This is a genomic window from Pseudomonas sp. HS-18 (assembly GCF_020401845.1).
GTDB classification, from domain to species: Bacteria; Pseudomonadota; Gammaproteobacteria; order Pseudomonadales; family Pseudomonadaceae; genus Pseudomonas; species Pseudomonas nitroreducens.
This window is the reverse complement of the sequence record NZ_CP084413.1, coordinates 3142232-3165605: the sequence shown is the minus strand read 5'-3', so window position 1 is coordinate 3165605 and position 23374 is coordinate 3142232. Positions and strand designations below refer to the sequence as shown.

Here is a 23374-nt window from a genome sequence, read left to right as displayed (position 1 = left end):
GGAGGAATGCCAGACGCTTTCACTGGAGCCCCGTCATCAGCCGATATCTGCGCACCCTGCCGCCGCTGGAAACCCTCATCACCTTCGAGGCCGTTGGCCGCTGCGGCAGCTTCACCCAGGCCGCCACCGAGCTGTTCCTCACGCAGAGCGCAGTGAGCAAGCAGATGCGGGCGCTGGAAAGCAGCCTCAAGGTGCCGCTGTTCGAGCGCAAACCGCGTGGCGTCACCCTCACCGCTGCCGGCGCGGAGCTGCTGAGCACCGTGGACATGCTGCTGGAGCGCCTGCAGCACAGCGTGCGACGCATCCGCAACGTGCATCAGAGCAACGCCGTGTCGGTGCTGGCGACCCACGCGATGGCGCAGTTCTGGCTGTTCCCCAGGCTGATCGAGTTCAACAAGGCGCATCCCGGCATTGCCGTGCATGTGCACGCGATCAACGAGATGGACGAAGCCAGCCTGGTGGATTTCGACCTGGGCATCCTCTACGGCGCAGGCGACTGGACCACGCTGGACAGCCGCTTCGTGCTGCCGGAAGTGGTATACCCCGTCGCCCGCCCGGACTTCGACGCTTCGCGCATCACCAGCCTCGACCAGCTCGCCGCCGCGCCGCTGGTGCAACTGGATACCTCGGCCTGGAGCTGCCTGGACTGGCACGACTGGTTCGGCCACTTCGGCAAGGATTACCAGCCGGCGGAAAGCGACCCGGTGTTCAACCAGCTCACCCTCGCCTACCGCGCCGTGCAGCAGGGCATGGGCATCGGCCTGGCCTGGGGCTTCATGGCCGACGAAGCGGTGGCCAGCGGCGAGATGCAACGGGTGACCGACCTGGCCATGGTCACCGAGCGCGGCGAATACCTGGTGTCGCTACGCCATCGAGAACTGTCGCCGGCCGCGCAGCTGTTCCATGACTGGTTGCTCGCATCACTGGGCCTGGGTGAAGCGACCGCGTAGCAACTCGATCACCTGCCCGATCGACGGCCCCTGCAGCGCTGGGGGTACGGGCGCCTCGCCGAACTCGCGCCAGACGAACAGGGTCAGCTCGGCGCCGTCGGTCTGGGTGGCGGCATCCTCGATATGGGCGAACCGGCTCAGCGTGCGATAGCGCTCATCGGCCCAGAACAGTTCCTCCACCCAGGCGTACACCGGGATGAAATGGAAGTGGATCGGGAAGCCTGGCGAGTGACCGAAGCGGCCGATGTACAGCCATTTGGGTTGCAGCGTCTGTTCGAGGATGCGCTGGACCTTCGCCATCAGTCCGCCCATTTCAGCCAGCGCGGCTTCCGGCAGGTCGGCCAGGGAGCCCACCGGCTGCTTCGAACCGAGCATCAGGTAACCCGGCAGGGCGGACGCCAGATGGTGGTTGAGCAGCCAGTGCCCGGTCTGGTGGATGACGTGGGAGGAAGGAATCTGCATCGACTGGCGTCCGGCGAAACGGGACGCCAATCTAGCAGACACAGCTCTTGCAAGGGCGCTCAGACGAGCGCGACCCAGCCGCGGAAGGCGAAACCGACGTAGAAGGCCTCGATGCGGCTGAAGCCGGCTTCCCAGAGCAGCGCTTCGTCCTGCTCGGGAGTGAGGATGTTCAGGTGCGCATCCACGGCGCTGCGAGCCTGCTGGGCGTTGGCCGGTTCCATCCCCGAGCTGACGGCGAAATCGGCATAGCGCGATAGCCAGCGCGCCCGTTCGCCAGTGCCTTGCGGTACGCACAGGTGCGCCATGACGAAGGCAGAGCCGGGCTTGAGCCGGGAGTGGATCTCGCGCAGCGTGCGCAGGCGCTCCGCCTCGGGCAGAAAGTGCAGCGTCAGCAGGCAGGCGCCACCGTCGAACGGGCCTGGCGGTGCGTCATCGATATAGCCCTGCAGCAGGTCGGCCCGACGAGCGTGCGGCCCCAGCATCTGTGCGGCCACCGCGAGCATCTCGGCAGAAGGGTCGACGCCAGTGAAGCGCCAGGACGGCTGGGCCTCGGCGAAGGCCCGCAGCTCCATGCCGCCGCCCGCGCCGAGCACCAGCAGGTGGCCGTCGGGCGGCGCATGCTCGGCCAGCAGGATGGCGGCCATGCGGTGCAGGTCGAACAGGCCGGGGACGAAACGCGGCGGATTTTCCGCATAGCGCGCGGCGGCATCAGGATCGTGGAACGGGGCCATCAGTTCGGAGTGGTTCACGGCGAGTCCTTTCGACGTCATTCGGAGGCGAACAGCTTTTTCAGTTCCCGCTCGCGGACGGCCTTGGCCATGGCGGTGAGGAACACCTTGAACAGCAGGCCGCAGAACAGAGCGGTCAAGGCGACGGTGAAGAAGGTCGCCACCAGCCAGTCGACCGCCGCCCAGCCGCTGGCGATCACTACCGGACGGTAGACCAGGGTGCCGGCGATCACCACCCAATGGCTGAAGCAGTAGAAGCACTGGAACAGGTGGCCGACCTGCGGGTGAATCTTCCAGGCCAGCGCGCGCAGGGGTGCGAAGAGTTCGGTCTGGGTGACGGTCATGGACAGGGCGGATGCGGCGATGGCCAGCGCCAGGCAGGTCCACAGCGCACCGGCCAGCGGCGAGTTCAGGAGGTCGATCATGAAGGGATTCCTGGTGGGTTCGGATTCTTTCGTTACCTTTAAAGTATCGTGATTGAACACACAGGGTCAACGCTCGGTATCGAGCGATGTTCATCGAGGGAGGGTCAGCGGTCCTGCGGGTAAAGCGTGCTGAAACGCTCGGCGAGATCGGCCAGCGACACGGCGCCCAGGCGTTCCAGGAGGATCGCCGTGGCCTGCTCCATGGCGTCCTGCAGCGCAGCGTTGACCACCTTTTCCACCAGGCAGTCCGGGTGGACGTTGTCGAAGCCCATGGCGAACAGGCGCTCGCTGCCCACCGCGCGGTAGACGTCCAGCAGCGTGACCCGGGCCAGGTCGCAGTCCAGCGTCCAGCCGCCGCCGTGGCCCTTCTCCGAGCGCACGTAGCCGGCCTCGCGCAGGCCGCCCATGGTCCGCCGCACCACGGCCGGGTTGGTGCCGAGCATCCGGGCGATGTGCTCGGAGGTCACGGGCTGGTCGTCACGGGCCATGTGCAGCAGCACGTGGAGCATGCGCGAGAGGCGGCTGTCGGTTCTCACTGCGGAATCTCGAAGGGAAATGCGACAGCATCATCGCATCGCGCCACTGCAAGCTTCAAACCCCTCGGCCACTGGCATTGCGATGGGAATGGGCGACAATGGCGGCCACGCGCCCTCCTCCGACTCGCCGCGAGCCTCCCGACCATGAACGATCTTTCCATCCAGCTGGTGCAGGCCGGCCCCGAGCACCAGGACCTGATCCGCAATCTCTACCAGTACTACGCCTACGAGTCATCGGACTGGGAAGACGAGGACGTCGAGGTCGACGGCCGCTTCTACATCCACGAAGAGCACCTGGCGCGCTACTGGAGCGAGCCGGAGTGGAGCGCCAACCTGATCCTCGCCGACGGCTTCATCGCCGGCTTCCTGCTGGTGGAAGGCAGCGAGCTGCCGGGCATCGATGCGCTGGAGCTATCGGACCTGTTCGTCCTGAAGAAGTACCGCCGCCTCGGTATCGGCCGCGCGCTGGCCAACCAGGTGCTGCTGGGCAATCCGGGGCCCTGGCTGGTGCGTTTCTACGCACAGGACGAGGTCGCGGCAGCTTTCTGGAAGGCCGTATTCGCCGACCTGCCGCGCCCGGTGCAGAACGTCGAGCCAGGAGACGATCCGCAGTTGATGAGCTACCTGATCAACCCGGCCACGCACTGATGGGCTGTACGCCAGGATCAGTCTTCTGTCATTTCCGATCATTGAGCGACTCGCCAACCCGGCCGTATCGTCCTGAGTGAACAACAAGAACCCTCAGGAGGTATTCCCGTGACCGCACTGAACCTGCATCCCCAGGCCGCCGCTTCCCTGGCCAGCTGGCACCAGATGGTGGCTGCCAAGAACCTGTCCAACCTGCCGCAACTGCTGGCGCCCAACGCGGTGTTCCGCTCGCCCATGGCGCACACGCCCTACCCCGGCGCCCCGGTGGTCTCGACCATCCTCAACACCGTGCTGCAGGTGTTCGAGGACTTCACCTACCACCGCGAACTCGCCACCGGCGACGGCCTGAACGTCGTGCTGGAGTTCAGCGCTACCGTCAGCGGCAAGGAGCTCAAGGGCATCGACATGATCCGCTTCGACGAAGCCGGCAAGATCGTCGAGTTCGAGGTAATGGTCCGCCCGCTCAGCGGCCTGCAGGCCCTGGGCGAGGAAATGGGCCGGCGCCTGGCACCCTACCTGGCGGCAGCCAAGGCGCAGGCCGCGAAAGCCTGACGGACGGATTGCCGGCCACGGGGATTTCTGCTGGGATGAGCCCATCACCCGTTTCAAGGAAATCCCCATGGCCTCCTATGAGGAACTGTTCGCCATCGGCGAGGGCTTCGACGCCTTCGTCGCCCACGGCCTGCCCGCCGAGATCGCTGGCGTCCGCAAGGTCCAGCAGCAGCTGGCCGAGCCCGGTTCGATCAGCGCCGAAACCCTGCACCGCATCCAGGCCATAGAGGGCCATTACCGCCTGCTGATCGCCGGCGAGATGTGGTGCCCGGACTGCCAGATCAACGTCACCGTGATGGACCATCTGCAGCGCCTGCAACCGCGCGTGGAACTGGCCGTGATCACCAAGGGCCGCGCCGAGGACGATCTGCGCGAGCGCATGGCGCTGGACCGTATCCTGATTCCTGTGGTGCTGGTGCTTGATGGGAATTTCCAGCCAGTCGGGCGCTTCATCGAACGGCCGCTGGAAGTGGTGGCCGGTGGCGATGCACTCAAGCCGGCCTACCGCGCGGGCGAGTATCTGGAGAGCACGCTGCGCGACCTGCTCGATCTGTTCGAAAAAGCCGAAGGCCGCGCCTGACCCGCTGCTTGCAGATAGGTAGGGCGCATAACCTGGAACAGGTTATCCGCCGGCACTTTGCGGCGGATAACGCTGGCGCGTTATGCGCCCTACGGAGCTGCCGGAAAGGCAATCGTAGGATGGGTGGAGCGAACAACGGAGTTGCCGGCCAATCGATGGGTATCGCTTCGCTCCACGCCATCCTGCAAAGGCACCGGAGGCCTGTAAGCCGAAAGCAAGAAAAAGCCCCGCAATGCGGGGCTTTTCCGTTCAGGCCAGGCGGATCACATCGAGTACTTCACCGTGAACATCAGGTTGCGCGGCTCGCCGTAGTTCAGGTTGCCGAAGCTGATCCCGCTGTAATAGTACTTGTCGAAGATGTTGTTGAAGTTGACCCGGGTGTCGATGTTCTCGTTGACCTTGTAGCCAAGCATGGCGTTGGTCACCGTGTAGCCGCCCTGCTGGAAGCCGGTGGTGGTGTCCTCGGTCTGGCTCTGGGTCAACAGGTTGCCGCCGACGCGCCATTGGTGCAGTTCGCCCGGCAGGGTGTAGCTGGTGGCGAGCTTGAACAGGTGGCGCGGCTTGCTCGGGTCGAACTGTTTGCCGACGTTGTCCTCGTTGCTGTCGTGCTTGTACTTGGCGTCGACGTAGGTGTAGCCGGCCATGGCCTGCCAGTTCTCGGTGATGGCACCGCTCACTTCCATGTCCACGCCCTGGCTGCGCACCTTGCCGGAGGCGCGCGAGCAGTAGATCGAGGTTGGCGAACTGGGGCACGGCGAGGGGCCGCTGGTGTCGTCGGTGGCGCGCTTTTCCTGGTCGATCTGGAAGATCGCGAGCTGGGTATTCAGCGCACCGCCGAAGTGCTCGCCCTTCAGGCCGATCTCGTAGTTCTTGCCGGTGATCGGGTCGAGCAGGCTGCCGCTGGCGTCGAAGTTGCTCTGCGGCTTGAAGATGTCGGTGTAGCTGGCATAGACCGAGTACACGTCGTTCAGGTCGTAGACCACGCCGGCGTAGCGGGTGACGTTGCGGGTGACCTTCTGAGTGCCGGTGTCGTTGTGCGGGTCCGCCTCGTACCAGTCCAGGCGCCCGCCGAGGATGACCTTCAGTGGGTCGGCGACGTTCAGGCGGGTGGTGACATAGGCGCCCTTCTGCTCCTGGTCGAGCTTCATGTTCCAGAGGCTCATGTCGATGTTCGGCTTCTGCACCGAGCCCGGGTCCCACTTCGTCGGGTCGAACGGGGTCACTGGCGAGCCATCGTTGTAGGTCAGGTCACCCCAGCCGCCGTGGCCGTCGAAGCGTTCTTCGCGGTAGCTGCCGCCGAACACCAGTTCGTGCTCGCGGCCAAAAGCCTGGAACGGGCCGTTGGCGAAGGCGTCGTAGCTCTGGTGGTCGTCGGTGTAGGCGTATTTTCCCGGCCCCATGGTCATGGTCGGGCAGCCTTCGGTGTAGTAGCAGCTGTTGTACAGGCCGAGCATGTCGATGCGCGCCCACAACTTGTCGGCGGCGACCTTCATCTGCCAGCCGTTGTCGAAGCGGTGCACCACGTCGCCGAACAGGTGGGTCGTAGTGGTATCCCAGTAGGACCAGTCGGCGCCGTAGTAATCGGAGCGCTTGAGATCCAGGTGGCGGCCGCCGAGCGGCGCCGGCAGGCCCACCCAGTTGTCGTTCTTGTTGTCGTTCTGGTAGGAAGCGCCCAGGGTGAGGGTGGTGTCCGGGTTCAGGTCGGCTTCGGTGATGCCGTAGAGCACGCCGCGCTCGCCGCTGACCACGTCCTGGAAGCTGTCGCGGGTCTCGTAGGCGGCAACCGCGCGGCCGCGCAGGGTGCCTTCGCTGTTCAGCGGGCCGGAGACGTCGACCTGGCTGCGGTAGCGGTCCCAGGTTCCGGCGCTGCCTTCCAGGCTCATGTGGAAGTCCCGGGTCGGGCGCTTGCGCACCATGTTGACGGCAGCGGCCGGGTTGCCGGCGCCCTGCATCAGGCCGGTGGCGCCGCGCACCACTTCGACACGGTCGAACATCGCAAGGTCCGCCGCGGAAATCACGTCCTGCGTGTAGGTGGAAATGCTGGTGGCCAGGCCGTCGTACATGATGTTGTCGACGTCGAAACCGCGTGCTGCGTAGCTCACCCGCGCCGGGCCGTACTGCTGCACGGTCATCCCGGTGACGCCGCGGATCGCGTCGTCGAGGTCCTGCATGTTCTGGTCTTCCATCTGCTGGCGGGTGACCACGCTGACCGACTGCGGCGTCTCGCGGACGGTCATGTTCAGCTTGGTGGAAGTCTGCATCACACCGGTGGTGTAGGAGCCGGTACCTTCGGTGGTGCCGGGCGCCACACTGGCGGCGCCGACGATTTCGGTCGCGCCCAGGTCAACGCTGTCGTTGCCCGCTGCCTTGCTGCGCACGATGCCGCTGACCTGCGCGCTGTTGCCGTCGACCGTGCCTTGCAGGCCGCTGTCCGCGAGCAGACGGTCGAGCGCCTCGCCCGCCTCCATGTTGCCCTTGAGTGCCGGCGCGCCAACCTTGGCGACCTGGGCACGATCATAGGAAATCCGCATTCCGCTTGCGGACTGCAGTTGCTCCAGGGCAGCGGCCAGGGGCTGCTTGGGCAGGTCGATGACCACGGGGGCGGCGACCGCGGAGAGAGCAAAGGTGGAGAGACCGAGCAGGAGCGCTCCCGACGCTACGTCTTTCATCTGCTAAAGGATCCTTCGGTGCGAGGTTTGCGCTCTGAAGGCGCAATGACTCGGGTTGGCAAATGCCAGCGTGGTGGAGCGCCAGCGGGGAGCCAAAGTGTATGCAGATGTAAATTACTTGTAAATGCGAATGCGTCGCACGCACGACTATTACAACCGCTGGCGCGGCCACATCGTCCGTTTCTCCAGCGCTCACCGGCGGCGCGTTTCCAGCATGAACTCGATGAATGCACGCACCCGCGACGGGACATGGCGCGCGTGGGGGTAGATCAGCAGGAATGGCCGTGTGGTCCGGCCGTAGTCCTTCAGCACTTCCACCAGCTCGCCCCGCTTCAACTCCTCTTCCACGGTGAAGCGGTAGGCCTGCATCAGCCCTCCCCCGCACTTGGCCAGGCTGGCGGTAGCCAGGTAATCCTCCAGCACCGTGAGACTGCCGGACGTCTCGATCTCGACCGGCTTGCCGTCGACCCGGAACGACCAGGGCACGCGCCGCCCGGTACTGGGCAACTCGAACTGGATGCACTCGTGATGAACCAGTTCCTCCGGTGTCTGCGGCGTACCGGCGTGCGCCAGGTACTCGGGCGTGGCGACAATCACGTTCTCCGCGTCCTCCAGGCGCCGCGCCACCAGGGTGGAATCCGCCGGGTCGCGACCACGGATGGCCAGGTCATAGCCCTCGTTGGCGAAGTCGATGTTGCGGTTGCTGACATGCACATCCACCTGCACCTGTGGGAAGCGTCGGCGGAACTCGGGCAGCAACGGAAACAGCCGGTAGTGCGCATAGGGCGTGGGCACGCTGATGCGCAGACGCCCGGACACGACGCTCTGGCCACCGCTGACAGCGCGCTCGGCGTCCACCAGTTGGGTCAGCGCCTGGCGGCATTGCTCGAAGTAGTTGCGGCCGTCATCGGTCAGGCGCATCTGCCGCGTGGTACGCACGAACAGCCGCGCGCCCAGGCGTTCCTCCAGTCGCGCCACCGAGCGGCTGACCGCCGCCGGGGTGATTCCCGCCTCGTTGGCGGCGGCAGTGAAGCTGCCGCTTTCCGCGGCGAGGCAGAACAGCTCGATGCTGCCCAGTTGCAGATCGTCGAAGTGGCGAGTCATGGCCTGCCCAATTGATTACATGAAGTATCAATTCAAATGCCATGGGCCTCATTTTTCAAGTAGCGAATGCCGCCTAGATTGGCCTCCAAGACGCGGGCACTCCGCCCCGCCCCACTCTCGGAGATTCCCCCATGAGCAAGACCGTCATCGTCACCGGCGCCTCCAGCGGCCTCGGCTTCGCTATCGCCCGCGCCTACCTGGAACGCGGCTACAACGTGGTCGGCAACGCCCGCACCCAGGCGCGCCTGGAGGAAGCCGCGGCGAAGCTGGGCAACCCGCACAACTTCCTCGCTGTGGCCGGCGACATCGCCCGGCCGGAAACCGCCAGCCGCCTGTTCGCCCAGGCTATCGAAGCCTTCGGCCGAGTGGACATCCTGATCAACAACGCCGGCATCTTCATCCCCAAACCCGTCATTGATTACACTGAGGAAGAGGTCAACGCCATCGTCGGCACCAACCTGATGGGCTTCTTCTACCCTTCCCAGGCGGCCGCCCGGCATATGTCGGCCAATGGTTCCGGGCACATCGTCACCATCACCGCGTCCATCGCCATGCAGCCCAACGTGAAGGTCCCGGCCTTGCTGCCGGTATTGATCAAGGGTGGCCTGAACAGCGCGGTGCGCGGCCTGGCTCTTGAGCTGGCGGCGTCCCGGGTGCAGGTCAACGCCGTGGCGCCGGGGATCATCGAGACGCCGCTGCACGCCAGCGATGAAGGCACCCACGCCTTCCTGCGCAGCCTGTCGCCCAGTGGCCAGATCGGCAATCCGCAGGATATCGTCGAAGCGGTGCTCTACCTCACCGACTCGACCTTCGTCAGCGGCGCCGTGCTCAACGTCGATGGCGGCTCCACCACTGGGGTCTGGTAAGCAGCCCCGTCGCGAACAACAACGGAGAACCGACATGCCCTATGTGAATATCCAGGTAACCGACGAAGGCGTGACCGCCGATGAACGTCGCCAACTCATCGAAGGCGTCACCGAACTGCTGGAACGCGTGCTGCGCAAGCCGGCCGCGAGCACCTTCGTGGTGATCCAGGAAATCCCCACCGACAGCTGGGGCGTGGGTGGCGAGACAGTCAAGGCACTGCGCGCCAGGCAGAAGGGCAGCAGCTGACCCAGCGGGCACGCCGGGGGCTCGCCAGAGCCGCCGGCGCTTGCCATGCACCAAGCTGGTGCTGATAGGATCGGGAGCCCACCCACCCCTATCGACAGCCGAGGCATGGAATGCTCGTCGCCCTCAAGCGTTACCCGCTACAGGTCAACCTGCTGCTCGGCGGCACCTTCCTGCTGACCATGGGCCGGGCCATCACCCTGCCCTACCTGGTCATCTATCTCTCCACCCAGTTCGGCCTGCCGGTCAACCGCATCGGCCTGATCATGGGTGGCGCATTATTCGGCGGCTCGCTACTCAGCCTCTATGGCGGCTTCCTGATCGACCGCATGCCCGGCTTTCGCCTGATCCTCGGCTTCGGCAGCTGTTTCGTCGCCGCCTTCGCCGGCATGCTGCTGACCAGCCAGCTGTGGCTGTTCTTCCTGTTCCTGCTGGGCTTCAACTTCGCCTACTCGGTCACCGACGTGGTGGTGAAGACCCTCTTCGGCCGCCTGCTGCCAGCCGGAGAACAAGGCCGCGCCTTCTCCGTCCGCTACACGCTGATCAACCTCGCCTATGCCATAGGCCCCTTCATCGGCGCGGCACTGGCGCAGTGGCACACGCATGTTCCCTTCGTCGTCTCCGCAGCCCTGGGCGGCCTTTTCCTGCTGGCCTTCCTGCGCTACGGCGACCGCAGCATGCGCCCGGCGCAAGGGACGGCGCCGCCGTCCTTCATTGCCGTGATGGGGGTGCTGGCGAAGGACCAGCGGCTGATGTCCTTCACCATCGGCGGCGTGCTCACCGCCGTGGTGTTCGGCCAGTTCTCCGCCTACCTGTCCCAGTACCTGGTGGCCACCGGAACGGCGGAATACGCCTACCAGGTGATCCAGACCCTGCTCGGGGTGAACGCGGTGACGGTGATCGCCCTGCAGTACCTGCTGGGCAAGCGCATCGGCAACGAGCACCTGCAGCGCTGGCTGATCGTCGGCCTGGGATTGTTCGTGCTCGGCATCATCGGCTTTGGTCTTTCCCACAGCCTCTGGCACTGGGGGCTGGCGATGGTGGTGTTCACCCTGGGCGAAATCATCGTGATCCCCGCCGAGTACATGTTCATCGACCGCATCGCCCCGCCGCACCTGCGCGGCATCTACTACGGTACGCAGAACCTGGCCAACCTCGGCGGCGCCTTCGGGCCGATCCTGGTGGGCTGGTTCCTGGCACTGTTCGCCCCGCACTGGGTGTTCGTCATGCTCGGCGCCTTCATCATTGGCGGCGGGGTGTTCTACGTGATCGGATCTTCGCTGGGCAATCGCCCCACCGCCGGCCCTTGACCTCAAGTCCACTTGAACCGGGATGCTGGGCTCCATCGACTCGCTCAAGGAGCCCCGCATGCCTTACTCCCTCTTTACCCTGCTGCACATCGCCGCCATCGGCATCGGCGCCACCCTGCTGATGGACGGCTGGAGCATCCTGCGCAAGCGCCTGCTGGGCATACCGTCGCTGGACTATGCGCTGGTCGGCCGCTGGGTCGGCCACATGCCGCGCGGGCAGTTCCGCCACGCCGCCATCGGCAGGGCGGCCCCCGTGCGCGGTGAGCGGGCGCTGGGATGGATCACCCACTACCTGACCGGCATCCTTTTCGCACTGGCCCTCGTCATCCTCGACACCCCCTGGATTTGTGAACCTGTGTTGATGCCCGCCCTGCTGTTCGGTCTGGTGACGGTGCTCATGCCACTCCTGCTGATGCAGCCGGCACTCGGCCTGGGTATCGCCGCGGCTAACAGTTCCAATCCTGCCAAAGCCCGCCTGCACAGTTTGCTGACTCACCTGATCTTCGGGCTCGGCCTGTACCTGGCGGCTCGCCTGCTTGCCACATTCATGTGCAGCAGCTGATCAGCCCCCCAAGCAGTCGCCACAGGTCCGAAATCCTTCGATGGCGAAGTCCGCAGCTCCGAAGGCATCCTCGTCATCGAGGTGAAACGCTGAACCGAGCCCCCTGCGGGTGAAGCGCTCCCCGACGCTGACCCACCACCTATCGGAGCCCCCATGCGAAACCTGAACTGCGACGTGCTGCGCGCCGTACGCACCACCGCCTTCAACAATGAAGTCGCCGCCGAGCTGCTCCGCGAATTGAGCAGCTGCAGCGTCAGCGACGAGCAGGCAAGACGCATCCGGTGCGCCGCCCGCCAGCTCATGCTGGATGCCGACACGCTCGAATACGTCTGGGAAAAGCTCAGCGGCGGATCCACCTGACGCTCCTTGCCGCAGCGAGCGCGGTCCTACACCTCCTGGATCACCGATTCAGCGCGAAGCTGCCTTCCACGGCAATCCCCCCACAGCACATGCACAGCGAACGGCCTGTTCCCCCTGCACTCAGGCGGCCTGCAGACCCGCCCGCTTGAGCAGTTGCTTGCAGCGCTCGGACAGGTGCACCACGCGCAATTGCTTGCCGGCCTTGGCGTAGCGCTCGCGCAGGGTCATCAGCGCCGCGATGGCCGAGTAGTCGACGAAGCTCAGGTGCGCGCAGTCCAGGGTGACCTGCTGCGGGTCGCCCGCCGGGTCGAACTGGTTGAGGAAGGGCGTGGTGGAGGCAAAGAACAACGTGCCGTGGACGCGGTACAGCTTGCTGCCATCCGATTCGTCATGGATATCCGCGTACAGCTCGCGGGCATGCTTCCAGGCGAAGTCCAGCGCCGCCAGGATGATGCCGCAGAACACCGCCATGGCGAGGTCCGTTGCCACGGTGATCGCGGTCACCGCGATGATCACCAGCACATCGCTCAGCGGCACCTTGTTCAGTACCCGCAGCGAGGCCCAGGCGAAGGTCTGCTGGGACACCACGAACATCACGCCCACCAGCGCCGCCAGCGGAATCCGCTCGATCAGCGGCGAGAGGAACAGCACGAAGAGCAGGATCATCCCCCCGGCAACCACGCCGGAGAGCCGGCCACGGCCACCGGAGCTGAGGTTGATCACCGTCTGGCCGATCATGGCGCAGCCGCCCATGCCGCCGAACAGCCCGGAAACGATGTTGGCGCCGCCGAGCGCCACACACTCGCGGTCCGGGAAGCCGCGGCTCTCGGTGATCTCGTCGGTGAGGTTGAGGGTCAGCAGCGTTTCCAGGATGCCGACCATGGCCATCAGGAAGGCATAGGGCGCGATGATCCGGAGGGTTTCCAGGTTCCAGGGGATGTCCGGCAGCGCGAACGTCGGCAGGCCGCCGGCGATGTGCGCCATGTCGCCCAGGGTGCGCGTCGGCAGGCCAAGCAGGTAGACCAGCAGGCCCACGCCGAGGATCGCCACCAGCGCCGGCGGCACCGCGCGGGTCAGCTTCGGCAGCAGATAGACCACCGCCATGGTCAGCGCCACCAGGCCCAGCATCACGTAGAGCGGATTACCGCTCAGCCAATGCTCGCCGTCCTTGAAATGCTCCAGTTGCGCCAGGGCGATGACGATGGCCAGGCCGTTGACGAAGCCGAGCATGACCGGGTGCGGCACCATGCGCACCAGCTTGCCCAGGCGCAGCGCTCCGAACAGGATCATGATCACCCCGCCCAGCAGCACCGTGGCCAGCAGGTACTGCACGCCGTGCTGCACCACCAGCGCAACGATTACCACCGCCATCGAGCCCGCAGCGCCGGAGACCATGCCGGGACGGCCGCCGAACAGCGCGGTCAGGGTGCAGAGGATGAAGGCGCCGTACAGCCCCATCAGCGGGTTGAGGTGGGCGACCAGGGCAAAGGCGATGCACTCGGGCACCAGCGCGAAGGACGTGGTGAGTCCGGCCAGGACATCGGCACGCAGGCGGGCGGGTTTCATTTATCTACTCGGAACGGGGACTTCGAAGGGCCGGCAATGGTACGGAAAACCGCCCTGCCCGGCCACCGCTCCAGCGCTCTTCCGGCCGCGGTGCGGCCTCAGTTCATGGCTTCACCAAGGCGCCATTGAGGAACAGTTGCTCCAGTACCTGGGCGGAACTCGAGCTGGCCGCGCGGCCGTAGCGCTCGGCGTCGACCATGCCGTAGAGCATGGAGAGGAAGAGTTCGGTGAACACCGCCGCAGTGATGTCGATACGGAACCTGCCACTCTGCTGACCGCGTAGGAAGAAGGCGTCCACCGCCTCCGTGTAGTAGCTCCAGCGTTCGGTCGTCGCCTGCATGTCGAGGTTTTCCGCGCGGTACTGGAACAGCAGGAAGTTGAGCATATCGCGATGTTTGAGGTGCTCGGCGATCAACTGCCGCAGCGCCTCCAGGGGTTCGGCCTGCTGCAGCTGGGCAGCTTCGAGAATCTGCCGGATCACCACGTGCCCATAGTCCTCGAGCATTTCCATCAGCCCGTCGCGGGTGCCGCAGAAGCGATGCAGCGTCGCCTTGCTCACCCCCGCCGACTCCGCCAGCTCCTTCAGCGTCGCCCTGGGGCGGTCGACGATGGCAACAGCCAGCGCCTTGAGCAGACGTTCATCGTGGGCGGAGAGAGTCATTCGGGGCCTCTTGTCAGGTGGCGGATCGTCTCATTGTGCAGAAAAAGACCTCTCTTTTGAAAGGTCATGACACATTTTATACACCACAGAAGCAAATGAGACATTATTGACTCATTTTGAGTTTAAAAGGATCATACGCACCTTCCAGATAGACAGACCCGGGTGAATCATGGGCAGGTTGCGTGCAGTAGGGACAATCAGTGCGTTGGTGGCAGCGCTGGCGCTGGCGGGTTGCGGACAATCCGGCGAACCTCAGGCGGCCGCCGAGACGGCAAGGCCAGTGGATGTGGTGGCAGTCGCGCCCGAAGCCCTCACCCTGACGGCGGAATTGCCCGGGCGCATTGAGCCGATGCGCGTTGCTGAAGTGCGGGCGCGGGTGGCGGGCATCGTGGTGCAGAAGCGCTTCGAGGAAGGCGCCGACGTCAAGGCCGGTGACCTGCTGTTCCAGATCGACCCGGCGCCGCTGAAGGCCGCTGTGTCCCGCGCCGAAGGCGAACTGGCGCGAGCCCAGGCCGCGCAGCAGGAAGCCCAGGCACGGGTGAAGCGCTACGAGCCGCTGGTGAAGATCGAAGCGGTCAGCCAGCAGGACTTCGACACCGCCACCGCCGACCTGCGCAGTGCCCAGGCGTCCGTGCGCTCGGCCCAGGCCGACCTGGAAACCGCGCGCTTGAACCTGGGCTATGCCTCGGTCAAGGCGCCGATCTCCGGGCGTATCGGCCGCGCGCTGGTGACCGAAGGCGCGCTGGTCGGCCAGGGTGACGCCACGCTGATGGCGCGTATCCAGCAACTCGACCCGATCTATGCCGACTTCACCCAGCCGGTGGCCGATGCCCTGCGCCTGCGTGAAGCGCTGAAGAGCGGCAACCTCCCCGCCGGCCAGAGCCAGGCGCTGAGCCTGCGCGTGGAAGGCACCCCGTACGAGCGCCAGGGCGAACTGCTGTTCACCGATATCTCGGTGGATCGCGGCACCGGCCAGGTTTCGCTGCGCGGCAAGTTCGACAACGCCGACGGCCTGCTGCTGCCCGGCATGTACGTGCGCGTCACCGCCCCACAGGGTACCGACGCCAAGGCCATTCTCGTGCCGCAGCGCGCCGTGCAGCGCGCCACCGATGGTACCGCCCACGTGCTGGTGATCGGCGCCGAGAACCGTGTCGAGACGCGCCCGGTACAGACCGGCGCCATGCAGGGCGCGCGCTGGCAGATCAGCCAGGGCCTGGCCAGCGGCGACCAGGTGATAGTCGGCGGCCTGACCGGCCTGCAGCCCGGCGCCAAGGTCGAGGCCCGTCACGCCCCTGAGCAACAGCAGGCGTCGCGCCAGTAAGGCAGCGCCGAGGAACTCCCCATGTCACTGTTCTTCATCAAGCGCCCCAACTTCGCGTGGGTGGTGGCGCTGTTCATTTCCCTGGCCGGCCTGCTGGCGATTCCGCTGCTGCCGGTAGCGCAATACCCCAGCGTGGCGCCGCCGCAGATCACCGTCACCGCCACCTACCCCGGCGCCTCGGCGCAGGTGCTGGTGGACTCGGTCACCAGCGTGATCGAGGAGGAGCTCAACGGCGCCAAGGGCCTGCTCTACTTCGAATCCACCAGCAACTCCAACGGCATGGCCGAAGTGGTGGTCACCTTCCAGCCCGGCACTAATCCCGAGCTGGCCCAGGTGGACGTGCAGAACCGCCTGAAGAAGGCCGAGGCACGCATGCCCCAGGCCGTGCTCACGCAGGGGCTGGAGGTCGAGCAGACCAGCGCCGGCTTCCTGCTGATCTACGCGCTGAATTACAAGGAAGGCTCGCAGCGCACCGATACCACCGCCCTGGGCGACTACGCCGCGCGCAACATCAACAACGAGCTGCGTCGCGTACAAGGCGTCGGCAAGCTGCAGTTCTTCTCCTCCGAAGCCGCCATGCGCGTGTGGATCGACCCGCAGAAGCTGGTCGGCTACGGCCTGTCCATCGATGACGTGGGCAACGCCATTCGCGGGCAGAACGTGCAGGTACCGGCCGGCAGCTTCGGCGCCTCCCCCGGCAGCACCGAGCAGGAGCTGACCGCCACCCTCGCCGTGAAAGGCACCCTGGACGACCCGGCGGAGTTCGGCCGCATCGTCCTGCGCGCCAATCCGGACGGCTCCAGCGTAAAGCTGGCCGACGTGGCGCGCCTGGAAGTCGGCAGCGAAAGCTACAACTTCACCGCTCGCCTGGACGGCAAGCCCACCGTGGCCGGCGCCATCCAGCTCTCCCCCGGCGCCAACGCCCTGCAGACCGCCGCCCTGGTGAAGGAGCGCCTGGCCGAGCTGTCGGCGAACTTCCCCGACGACGTCGAGTACTCGGTGCCCTACGACACCTCGCGCTTCGTCGACGTGGCCATCGAGAAGGTCATCCACACCCTGCTCGAAGCCATGGTGCTGGTGTTCCTGGTGATGTTCCTGTTCCTGCAGAACGTGCGCTACACGCTGATCCCGGCCATCGTCGTGCCGGTGTGCCTGCTGGGCACGCTGACGATGATGTACCTGCTGGGCTTCTCGGTGAACATGATGACCATGTTCGGCATGGTGCTGGCCATCGGCATCCTGGTGGACGACGCCATCGTCGTGGTGGAGAACGTCGAGCGCATCATGGCCGAGGAAGGCCTGTCCCCGGCGAAGGCCACGGTCAAGGCGATGGGCCAGGTCTCCGGCGCGATCATCGGCATCACCCTGGTGCTCTCGGCGGTGTTCCTGCCACTGGCCTTCATGGGCGGCTCGGTGGGCGTCATCTACCAGCAGTTCTCCCTGTCGCTGGCGGTGTCGATCCTGTTCTCCGGCTTCCTCGCCCTGACCTTCACCCCGGCGCTGTGCGCCACGCTGCTCAAGCCGATCCCGGCGGGCCATCACGAGAAGCGCGGCTTTTTCGGCGCCTTCAACCGTGGCTTCACGCGCCTGACCGAGCGCTACACGCGGCTCAACAGTGCGCTGGTGAAACGCGCCGGGCGCTACATGCTGATCTACGCCGGCATCCTCGCCCTGCTCGGCTACAGCTACCTGCGCCTGCCGGAATCCTTCGTGCCGGTGGAAGACCAGGGCTACATGATCGTCGACATCCAGCTGCCGCCGGGCGCCACCCGCGCGCGGGCCGACGTCACCGGCCAGGAGCTGGAGAAGTTCCTCGCTTCGCGTGAGGCCGTGGCCTCGTCCTTCCTGGTGATGGGCTTCAGCTTCTCCGGCATGGGCGAGAACGCCGCGCTGGCCTTCCCGACCCTGAAGGACTGGTCCGTGCGCGACAAGTCGCAGTCCGCCGAAGCGGAAACCGCCGCGGTGAACGAGCGCTTCGCCGGTATCAGCGACGGCGCGATCATGGCCGTGACGCCGCCGCCGATCGACGGCCTGGGCAACTCCGGCGGCTTCTCGCTGCGCCTGCAGGACCGCGCCGGCCTCGGCCGCGAGGCACTGCTGGCGGCCCGCGACCAGTTGCTCGGACAGGCCAACGGCAACCCGAAGATCCTCTACGCGATGATGGAAGGCCTCGCCGAGGCACCCCAACTGCGCGTCGAAATCGACCGCGAGAAGGCACGCACCCTGGGCGTCAGCTTCGAGTCCATCAGCAGTGCGCTGTCCACCGCCTTCGGCTCCTCGGTGATCAACGACTTCGCCAACGCCGGCCGCCAGCAACGCGTGGTGGTGCAGGCCGAACAGGGTGACCGGATGACCCCGGAAGCCGTGCTCAAGCTCTATGTGCCCAATACCAGCGGCGAGCTGGTGCCGCTGTCCGCCTTCGTCAGCACCCGCTGGGAAGAAGGCCCGGTGCAGCTGGCGCGCTACAACGGTTACCCGTCGATCCGTATCGCCGGCGACGCCGCACCGGGGGTGAGTACCGGCGAAGCCATGGCCGAGATGCAACGCCTGGCCTCCGAGCTGCCGGCCGGCATCGGCTACGAGTGGACCGGCCTGTCCTATCAGGAGAAGGTCGCCAGCGGCCAGGCCAGCCAGCTGTTCGCCCTCGCCATCCTCGTCGTGTTCCTGCTGCTGGTGGCGCTCTACGAGAGCTGGGCGATCCCGCTGTCGGTGATGCTCATCGTGCCCATCGGCGCCCTCGGCGCGGTATTGGCGGTGACGGTCACCGGGTTGCCCAACGACGTGTACTTCAAGGTCGGCCTGATCACTGTTATCGGCCTCGCGGCGAAGAACGCGATCCTCATCGTCGAGTTCGCCAAGGAGCTCTGGGAACAGGGCCACAGCCTGCGCGACGCCGCCATCCAGGCCGCGCGCCTGCGCTTCCGCCCGATCATCATGACCTCCATGGCCTTCATCCTCGGCGTGGTGCCGCTGGTGCTCGCCAGCGGAGCCGGCGCCGCCAGCCAGCGCGCCATCGGCACCGGGGTGATCGGCGGAATGCTCAGCGCCACGCTGCTGGGGGTGATCTTCGTGCCCATCTGCTTCGTCTGGCTGCTGTCGCTGCTGCGTCGCCAACCCAAACCTGCGCAACAACCGTCGGAGGTCGCGCAATGACCGCCCTGCATAAACCCGCCTGCACCTTGCTGCTGGCGCTGAGCCTGGCCGGCTGCTCGATGGCGCCCACCTACGAACGCCCCGAAGCACCGGTGTCGTCGAGCTGGAACAGCCCCGCCGCGAAGACCGGCCAGGCCGCCAGCAACCTCGACTGGCAAACCTTCATCGTCGACAGCGAGCTGCGCAATCTGGTGGGCGTCGCCCTGGACAACAACCGCTCGCTGCGCCAGACCCTGCTGGACATCGAACAGGCCCGTGCGCAATACCGCATCCAGCGCGCCGACCGCGTGCCGGGGCTGAACGCCGCGGCCAACGGCAATCGCCAGCGGCTGCCGGCTGATCTGTCCAACACCGGCAGCTCGGCGGTGAGCAGCAGCTATCAGGTCGGCCTCGCGCTGCCCGAGTACGAGCTGGACCTGTTCGGCCGGGTGAAGAGCCTGACCGACGCCGCGCTGGAGCAATACCTCTCCACCGAGGCGGCCGCCCGCAGCGCGCGCATCGCACTGATCGCCGAGGTCAGCCAGGCCTATCTCACCTATGACGGCGCGCAGCGCCGCCTGCAGCTCACCGAGCAGACCCTGGCCAGCCGCGAGGATTCCCTCGGCCTGATCAGCCAGCGGCGCAGTGCTGGCGCGGCCACCGCGCTGGACTACCAGGAAGCGCTGGGGCTGGTCGAGCAGTCCCGCGCCGAGCTGGAAAGCAATGCCCGGCAGAAGCAGCAGGCGCTCAATGCCCTGGTGCTGCTGCTCGGTACCGCCGATGCGGCCAAGCGCATCCCGCAGCTGCCCCAGGACAAGCCCATGCTGATCCAGGACATCGCCCCCGGCACCCCCTCGGAACTGATCGAGCGGCGCCCGGACATCCTCGCCGCGGAGCACGTGCTCAAGGCGCGCAACGCCGACATCGGCGCGGCCCGCGCGGCGTTCTTCCCGCGCATCAGCCTGACCGGCAGCTTCGGCACGTCCAGTGCGGAAATGTCCGGGTTGTTCGACGGCGGCTCGCGGTCGTGGAGCTTCGTGCCGACGCTGTCGCTGCCGATCTTCGATGCCGGCCGCAACAGCGCCAACCTCGACCTGGCCAAGGTGCGCAAGGACTCCGCCGTGGCCGCCTACGAAGGCACCATCCAGACGGCGTTCCGCGAAGTCGCCGACGCGCTCGCGGCGACCGACACCCTGCGCCGCGAGGAAGCGGCGCGCCGCGCGCTGGCCAACACCACCAACGAGACGCTGAAGCTGGCCAAGGCGCGCTACGAAGGCGGCGTGGACAGCCACCTGCGCTACCTCGACGCGCAGCGCAGCAACTTCGTCAATGAGTCGGCCTACATCGAGACCAGCACCCAGCGGCAGATTGCGCTGGTGGACCTGTTCCGAGCCCTCGGCGGTGGCTGGAATGGGGAAGCGACGGCGCAGCGCTGATCAGTCGCCGAACACCGGTCGGAAGAAACTCCGCTCATAGCTGAGGATGCAGCGGGTTTCCTCGGCGTAGCGGAACGCGGCCTGGCACTCGGGGTCGTCCATGGACCGCTGCCGGTAGCGCTCGTAGTCGGCCAGGCTGGGGAAGGTGAACATCGCCAGGGCAATGTCGTTCGCCCCCTCGGAGGGCAGGAAGTAGCCGTGGTGCTGGCCGCCGAAGCGTTCCACCAGCGGGATCCACAGTCGGCCGTAGTGTTCGAATTCCTTGAGCTTGTAGGGGTCCAGCACGTAGCGAAGGTAACAGGTGACCATCTTGCCAACTCTCGTCCGGTGAAAGGGACGCCACTGTACCTATTCCTCGCGGGAACACCCAAACCTGCCTTGCCCCACGCCAGGCAGAACTTGTGGGAGCGCAGCCTGCTCGCTCCTGCAGGCTGCGCTCCCCTGTGCAACATCCGCCTGCAACACTGCGCGGCCCGCTAGACTGGCCGCATCTTCAACCATAGCGGGGCACGCGCCCTCCCACGGGCGCCGGCGCAAGGCCGGCGCGGAGCACCACGGCATGTACTTCGACATCATCCTCGACCTCTTCGCAGCGCTCTGCTTCGGCGCGCTGATCGGCATGGAGCGCCAGTGGCGCCAGCGCTTCACCGGGGTCGCCACCCACGGGCTGGTCTCCCTCGGCGCCGCTACCTTCGCCACCCTGCCCTTCCTCATGGGCGCGGAGGACCAGGTAGTGCGCATGTCGGCGCAGGTGGTCACCGGCATCGGCTTCCTCGGTGCCGGCGTGATCATGCGCGACGGCCTCAGCGTGCGCGGCCTGAGCACCGCGGCGACGGTCTGGTGCACCGGGGCGGTAGGCGTGCTGGCCGGCAGCGGCTTCCTCGCGGCAGCGCTGGTCGCCACATTGCTGATCGTGCTGTGCAACCTGACGCTGCCCTCGGTGACACGCTGGATCCAGCGTCACGCGCCGATGGAACCGAGCAGCGAGCGCTACTACACGGTCGAGGCCGTCACCGAGGCCCACCAGGAAGCGCTGGTGCGCTCCACCCTGCTGCGCCGCCTGAGTGCCAACGGCCTGGCCCTGCAAAGCCTGGAGAGCCACGCGCGCAAGACCGGCGGCGAAGTGGAAGTGGCCGCGCTGGTATTGGCCCCCAGCGACAAGGACAGCCTGCTGGAAGCCCTGGTCGGCGAACTGGCACTGGCGCCCTATGTATCGGCGGCCAGCTGGTCGGTCAGCGACGGCCCGCAGTGAGCCGCCCGGAACGCAGAAAGGGAGCCTGTCGGCTCCCTTTTTCATACCCGCCTGGTCAGGCGAAGACGAAGTACTTGCGCACCGTCTCCACCACTTCCCAGGTGCCCTTCATGCCCGGCTCGATGACGAATACATCGCCGGCGCGCAGATGGATCGGCTGCTCGCCCTCGGGGGTGATGACGCAGTAGCCGTCGAGGAAATGGCAGTACTCCCACTTCTCGTAGTTCACCTGGAACTTGCCGGGGGTGCAGATCCAGGTGCCCATGATCTTGCTGCCGTCCGCCGACAGGTAGGCATTGAGGTTGACGGTGTGCGGGTCGCCGCCGATGCGCTGCCACTTGGTGGCATCCAGCACGGGCGTCGGGCAGGTGTCGCGCAGCACGGTAATGAAATCGGACATGTCGGCTCCAGATCGTTTCGGTGAGGGTTCGCCACCCTAGGCATCGACCGCCGGGAACGATTGCCTGGTTCCGACATCGGTTTGCCTGCCAGCGCTGCCCCGCCGCTGCCTGACAGATTTGTCATCCGCCGCTCACCGGCTCGTTATCCACGCTCCTACACGATGCCCGTGGCCCTCGCCACGCCTGGGCGAAAACAACAACAGCAGGCGGTAACCGACCATCCTGCCCTTAGGAGCACATTCATGTATCGCACGCCTCGAAAATACCGACGCAAATTCCCGCTGGCGGCTTCGCTGCTGGCACTGGGCATCGCATCGCCGACCGTCTTCGCCGAAGCGACAACCGAAGAGAAGCCCGAAGGCTTCATCGAAGGCGCCAGCCTGGAAATCCTCAACCGCAACCTCTACTTCAACCGCGACGCCCGCCATGGCCAGTCCGTACCGCCGCGCGGCAACGGCTACTCGGAAGTCTGGGCCCACGGGATCATCGGCAGGTTCGAATCCGGCTTCACCCAGGGCACGCTCGGCGTCGGGGTGGACGCCTTCGCCATGCTCGGCTTCCAGCTCGATACCGGAGATGGCCGCAACGGCGCGGGCAGTTCGGTGGACGTATTGCCCACCGACAACGACGGCCGCACCGAAAGCGACTACTCCAAGGCCGGCGGCGCGGCCAAGGTGCGCCTGTGGGACACGGTGCTGAAGGTCGGCGACGTGTTCCCGGAGACACCCGTGGTGCACTACGGCGACTCGCGCCTGCTGCCCGAGTCCTTCCGCGGCTTCACCCTGCAGAACACCAGCCTGGAAGGCCTGACCCTGCAGGGTGGCCGCCTGCACTCCATGAGCCAGCCGCAATCACGGCAGATGGACGACGGCTTCGCCACCTTCTACGCCGGCCCGGTGGATTCGTCCTGGCTTGCCTACGGCGGCGGTGACTACGCGATCAATGACAATGCCAGCGTCAGCCTCTACAGCAGCCGCCTGAAGGACGCCTGGAACCAGTACTACTTCGGCACTGCGTTGAACTTCCCGCTCAGCGAGGCAGTGGAGCTGTTCGGCGGGTTCAACTACTACAAGTCGCAGGACGAGGGGCGCGAGCTGCTCGGCGAGTTCAACACCAACATCTGGAGCGCCAGCGCCGGCGTGCATTTCGGCGCGCACCGCATCGCCGTCAGCCACCAGCGCAACAACGGCAACAACGACTTCGACTACCTGCGCCAGGCCGACTCGATCTACCTCGACAACTCCATCCAGTACAGCGACTTCAACTCGCCGAAGGAGCGCTCCTGGATGGTCCGCTACGACCTCGACATGGCCACCTACGGCGTGCCCGGCCTGAGCTTCATGACCCGCTACGCCCGCGGTACCGACGCCGACTACTCCAATGCCAACGCCGTGTACATGCGCCGCGACGACAACGGCGACCCGCTGACCGACCAGAAGCGCTGGGAGCGCGACATCGAGGCCAAGTACGTATTCCAGGAAGGCCAGCTCAAGGACCTGTCGCTGCGCGTGCGCCAGGCGACGACTCGCGCCACCGCCTTCGAATCGGACCTGGACGAAGTGCGGCTGATCATCGAATACCCGCTGGCCGTGCTGTAAGGCCGGCGCCT

At 66.1% G+C, this 23374-nt stretch carries 24 protein-coding genes; 14 read left to right on the top strand and 10 right to left on the bottom strand.

Annotated elements, in window-relative coordinates; translation table 11 throughout:
• Nucleotides 1-35 precede the first annotated feature (35 nt).
• On the top strand, nt 36-950 hold the full coding sequence (locus LDJ84_RS14770) for a LysR substrate-binding domain-containing protein (RefSeq protein WP_065084055.1): 915 nt from the start codon (nt 36-38) through the stop codon (nt 948-950).
• On the opposite strand, the gene LDJ84_RS14765 is transcribed toward LDJ84_RS14770, so the two are convergent.
• From LDJ84_RS14765 to LDJ84_RS14750, 4 genes are all read right to left on the bottom strand, one after another.
• Nucleotides 921-1412, bottom strand: a complete 492-nt coding sequence (locus tag LDJ84_RS14765) for an HIT family protein (RefSeq protein WP_065084056.1) — start codon at nt 1410-1412, stop codon at nt 921-923. The genes LDJ84_RS14770 and LDJ84_RS14765 overlap by 30 nt on opposite strands.
• A gap of 59 nt (nt 1413-1471) precedes the next feature.
• On the bottom strand, nt 1472-2143 hold the full coding sequence (locus LDJ84_RS14760) for a class I SAM-dependent methyltransferase (protein WP_065084076.1): 672 nt from the start codon (nt 2141-2143) through the stop codon (nt 1472-1474).
• 35 nt (nt 2144-2178) lie between these two features.
• Nucleotides 2179-2565 (bottom strand): hypothetical protein, encoded by a 387-nt coding sequence (locus LDJ84_RS14755; protein ID WP_024765795.1) that lies wholly within the window; start codon nt 2563-2565, stop codon nt 2179-2181.
• A gap of 104 nt (nt 2566-2669) precedes the next feature.
• On the bottom strand, nt 2670-3101 hold the full coding sequence (locus LDJ84_RS14750; RefSeq protein ID WP_065084057.1) for an Rrf2 family transcriptional regulator: 432 nt from the start codon (nt 3099-3101) through the stop codon (nt 2670-2672).
• 144 nt (nt 3102-3245) lie between these two features.
• Here LDJ84_RS14750 and LDJ84_RS14745 point away from each other — a divergent pair, with 144 nt between their 5' ends.
• The 3 genes from LDJ84_RS14745 (at nt 3246) to LDJ84_RS14735 (ending at nt 4881) form a co-directional block, all read left to right on the top strand.
• Nucleotides 3246-3749, top strand: a complete 504-nt coding sequence (locus LDJ84_RS14745) for a GNAT family N-acetyltransferase (RefSeq protein ID WP_054909242.1) — start codon at nt 3246-3248, stop codon at nt 3747-3749.
• Nucleotides 3750-3857: 108 nt separating this feature from the next.
• A complete protein-coding gene (locus LDJ84_RS14740) occupies nt 3858-4301 on the top strand; it encodes a nuclear transport factor 2 family protein (RefSeq protein ID WP_024765792.1) in 444 nt (147 codons plus the stop codon).
• A gap of 67 nt (nt 4302-4368) precedes the next feature.
• Nucleotides 4369-4881: a thioredoxin family protein gene (locus tag LDJ84_RS14735; RefSeq protein WP_226046522.1), complete on the top strand. Its 513-nt coding sequence runs from the start codon at nt 4369-4371 to the stop codon at nt 4879-4881.
• 263 nt (nt 4882-5144) lie between these two features.
• Here LDJ84_RS14735 and LDJ84_RS14730 read toward each other — a convergent pair whose 3' ends face one another.
• Together LDJ84_RS14730 and LDJ84_RS14725 are read right to left on the bottom strand one after the other, a co-directional pair.
• Nucleotides 5145-7550, bottom strand: coding sequence for a TonB-dependent siderophore receptor (locus tag LDJ84_RS14730; protein ID WP_226046521.1), 2406 nt, complete (start codon nt 7548-7550; stop codon nt 5145-5147).
• Between the two features lie 192 nt (nt 7551-7742).
• On the bottom strand, nt 7743-8654 hold the full coding sequence (locus tag LDJ84_RS14725) for a LysR family transcriptional regulator (RefSeq protein ID WP_024765789.1): 912 nt from the start codon (nt 8652-8654) through the stop codon (nt 7743-7745).
• 131 nt (nt 8655-8785) lie between these two features.
• On the opposite strand from LDJ84_RS14725, the gene LDJ84_RS14720 reads away from it, so the two are divergent.
• From LDJ84_RS14720 to LDJ84_RS14700, 5 genes are all read left to right on the top strand, one after another.
• A complete protein-coding gene (locus LDJ84_RS14720; protein WP_024765788.1) occupies nt 8786-9520 on the top strand; it encodes an SDR family NAD(P)-dependent oxidoreductase in 735 nt (244 codons plus the stop codon).
• A 34-nt stretch (nt 9521-9554) separates the two neighbouring features.
• On the top strand, nt 9555-9767 hold the full coding sequence (locus LDJ84_RS14715; protein ID WP_024765787.1) for a tautomerase family protein: 213 nt from the start codon (nt 9555-9557) through the stop codon (nt 9765-9767).
• 110 nt (nt 9768-9877) lie between these two features.
• A complete protein-coding gene (locus LDJ84_RS14710) occupies nt 9878-11074 on the top strand; it encodes an MFS transporter (protein WP_226046520.1) in 1197 nt (398 codons plus the stop codon).
• A 58-nt stretch (nt 11075-11132) separates the two neighbouring features.
• Nucleotides 11133-11636: a DUF2938 domain-containing protein gene (locus tag LDJ84_RS14705; protein ID WP_065084077.1), complete on the top strand. Its 504-nt coding sequence runs from the start codon at nt 11133-11135 to the stop codon at nt 11634-11636.
• 153 nt (nt 11637-11789) lie between these two features.
• Nucleotides 11790-11996 (top strand): hypothetical protein, encoded by a 207-nt coding sequence (locus LDJ84_RS14700; RefSeq protein WP_024765784.1) that lies wholly within the window; start codon nt 11790-11792, stop codon nt 11994-11996.
• Nucleotides 11997-12116: 120 nt separating this feature from the next.
• Here LDJ84_RS14700 and LDJ84_RS14695 read toward each other — a convergent pair whose 3' ends face one another.
• On the bottom strand, nt 12117-13562 hold the full coding sequence (locus tag LDJ84_RS14695) for a SulP family inorganic anion transporter (RefSeq protein ID WP_065084063.1): 1446 nt from the start codon (nt 13560-13562) through the stop codon (nt 12117-12119).
• A gap of 103 nt (nt 13563-13665) precedes the next feature.
• Nucleotides 13666-14223: a TetR/AcrR family transcriptional regulator gene (locus LDJ84_RS14690; RefSeq protein WP_024765782.1), complete on the bottom strand. Its 558-nt coding sequence runs from the start codon at nt 14221-14223 to the stop codon at nt 13666-13668.
• 169 nt (nt 14224-14392) lie between these two features.
• On the opposite strand from LDJ84_RS14690, the gene LDJ84_RS14685 reads away from it, so the two are divergent.
• Genes LDJ84_RS14685 through LDJ84_RS14675 form a run of 3 tightly spaced genes read left to right on the top strand, consistent with a single transcriptional unit; the run spans nt 14393 to nt 20112 of the window.
• Nucleotides 14393-15544, top strand: a complete 1152-nt coding sequence (locus LDJ84_RS14685; protein WP_226046519.1) for a MexC family multidrug efflux RND transporter periplasmic adaptor subunit — start codon at nt 14393-14395, stop codon at nt 15542-15544.
• 21 nt (nt 15545-15565) lie between these two features.
• Nucleotides 15566-18697, top strand: coding sequence for an efflux RND transporter permease subunit (locus tag LDJ84_RS14680; RefSeq protein ID WP_169887615.1), 3132 nt, complete (start codon nt 15566-15568; stop codon nt 18695-18697).
• The gene (locus tag LDJ84_RS14675; protein WP_226046518.1) at nt 18694-20112 is read left to right on the top strand and encodes an efflux transporter outer membrane subunit; all 1419 of its coding nucleotides are present in this window, start codon (nt 18694-18696) and stop codon (nt 20110-20112) included. The genes LDJ84_RS14680 and LDJ84_RS14675 overlap by 4 nt, the downstream gene beginning before the upstream one ends.
• Here LDJ84_RS14675 and LDJ84_RS14670 read toward each other — a convergent pair whose 3' ends face one another.
• Complete coding sequence (locus tag LDJ84_RS14670) at nt 20113-20421, bottom strand: NIPSNAP family protein (protein WP_024765778.1); 309 nt, start codon at nt 20419-20421, stop codon at nt 20113-20115.
• Between the two features lie 250 nt (nt 20422-20671).
• Between LDJ84_RS14670 and LDJ84_RS14665 the strand changes: the two genes are divergently transcribed.
• On the top strand, nt 20672-21364 hold the full coding sequence (locus tag LDJ84_RS14665) for an MgtC/SapB family protein (protein ID WP_037014770.1): 693 nt from the start codon (nt 20672-20674) through the stop codon (nt 21362-21364).
• A 55-nt stretch (nt 21365-21419) separates the two neighbouring features.
• Here LDJ84_RS14665 and LDJ84_RS14660 read toward each other — a convergent pair whose 3' ends face one another.
• Nucleotides 21420-21764 carry a cupin domain-containing protein gene (locus LDJ84_RS14660; RefSeq protein WP_037014773.1) on the bottom strand — a complete coding sequence of 115 codons (345 nt, stop codon included), beginning with the start codon at nt 21762-21764 and terminating at the stop codon, nt 21420-21422.
• A 243-nt stretch (nt 21765-22007) separates the two neighbouring features.
• On the opposite strand from LDJ84_RS14660, the gene LDJ84_RS14655 reads away from it, so the two are divergent.
• A complete protein-coding gene (locus tag LDJ84_RS14655; protein ID WP_024765775.1) occupies nt 22008-23363 on the top strand; it encodes an OprD family porin in 1356 nt (451 codons plus the stop codon).
• The last annotated feature ends 11 nt before the right edge of the window (nt 23364-23374 follow it).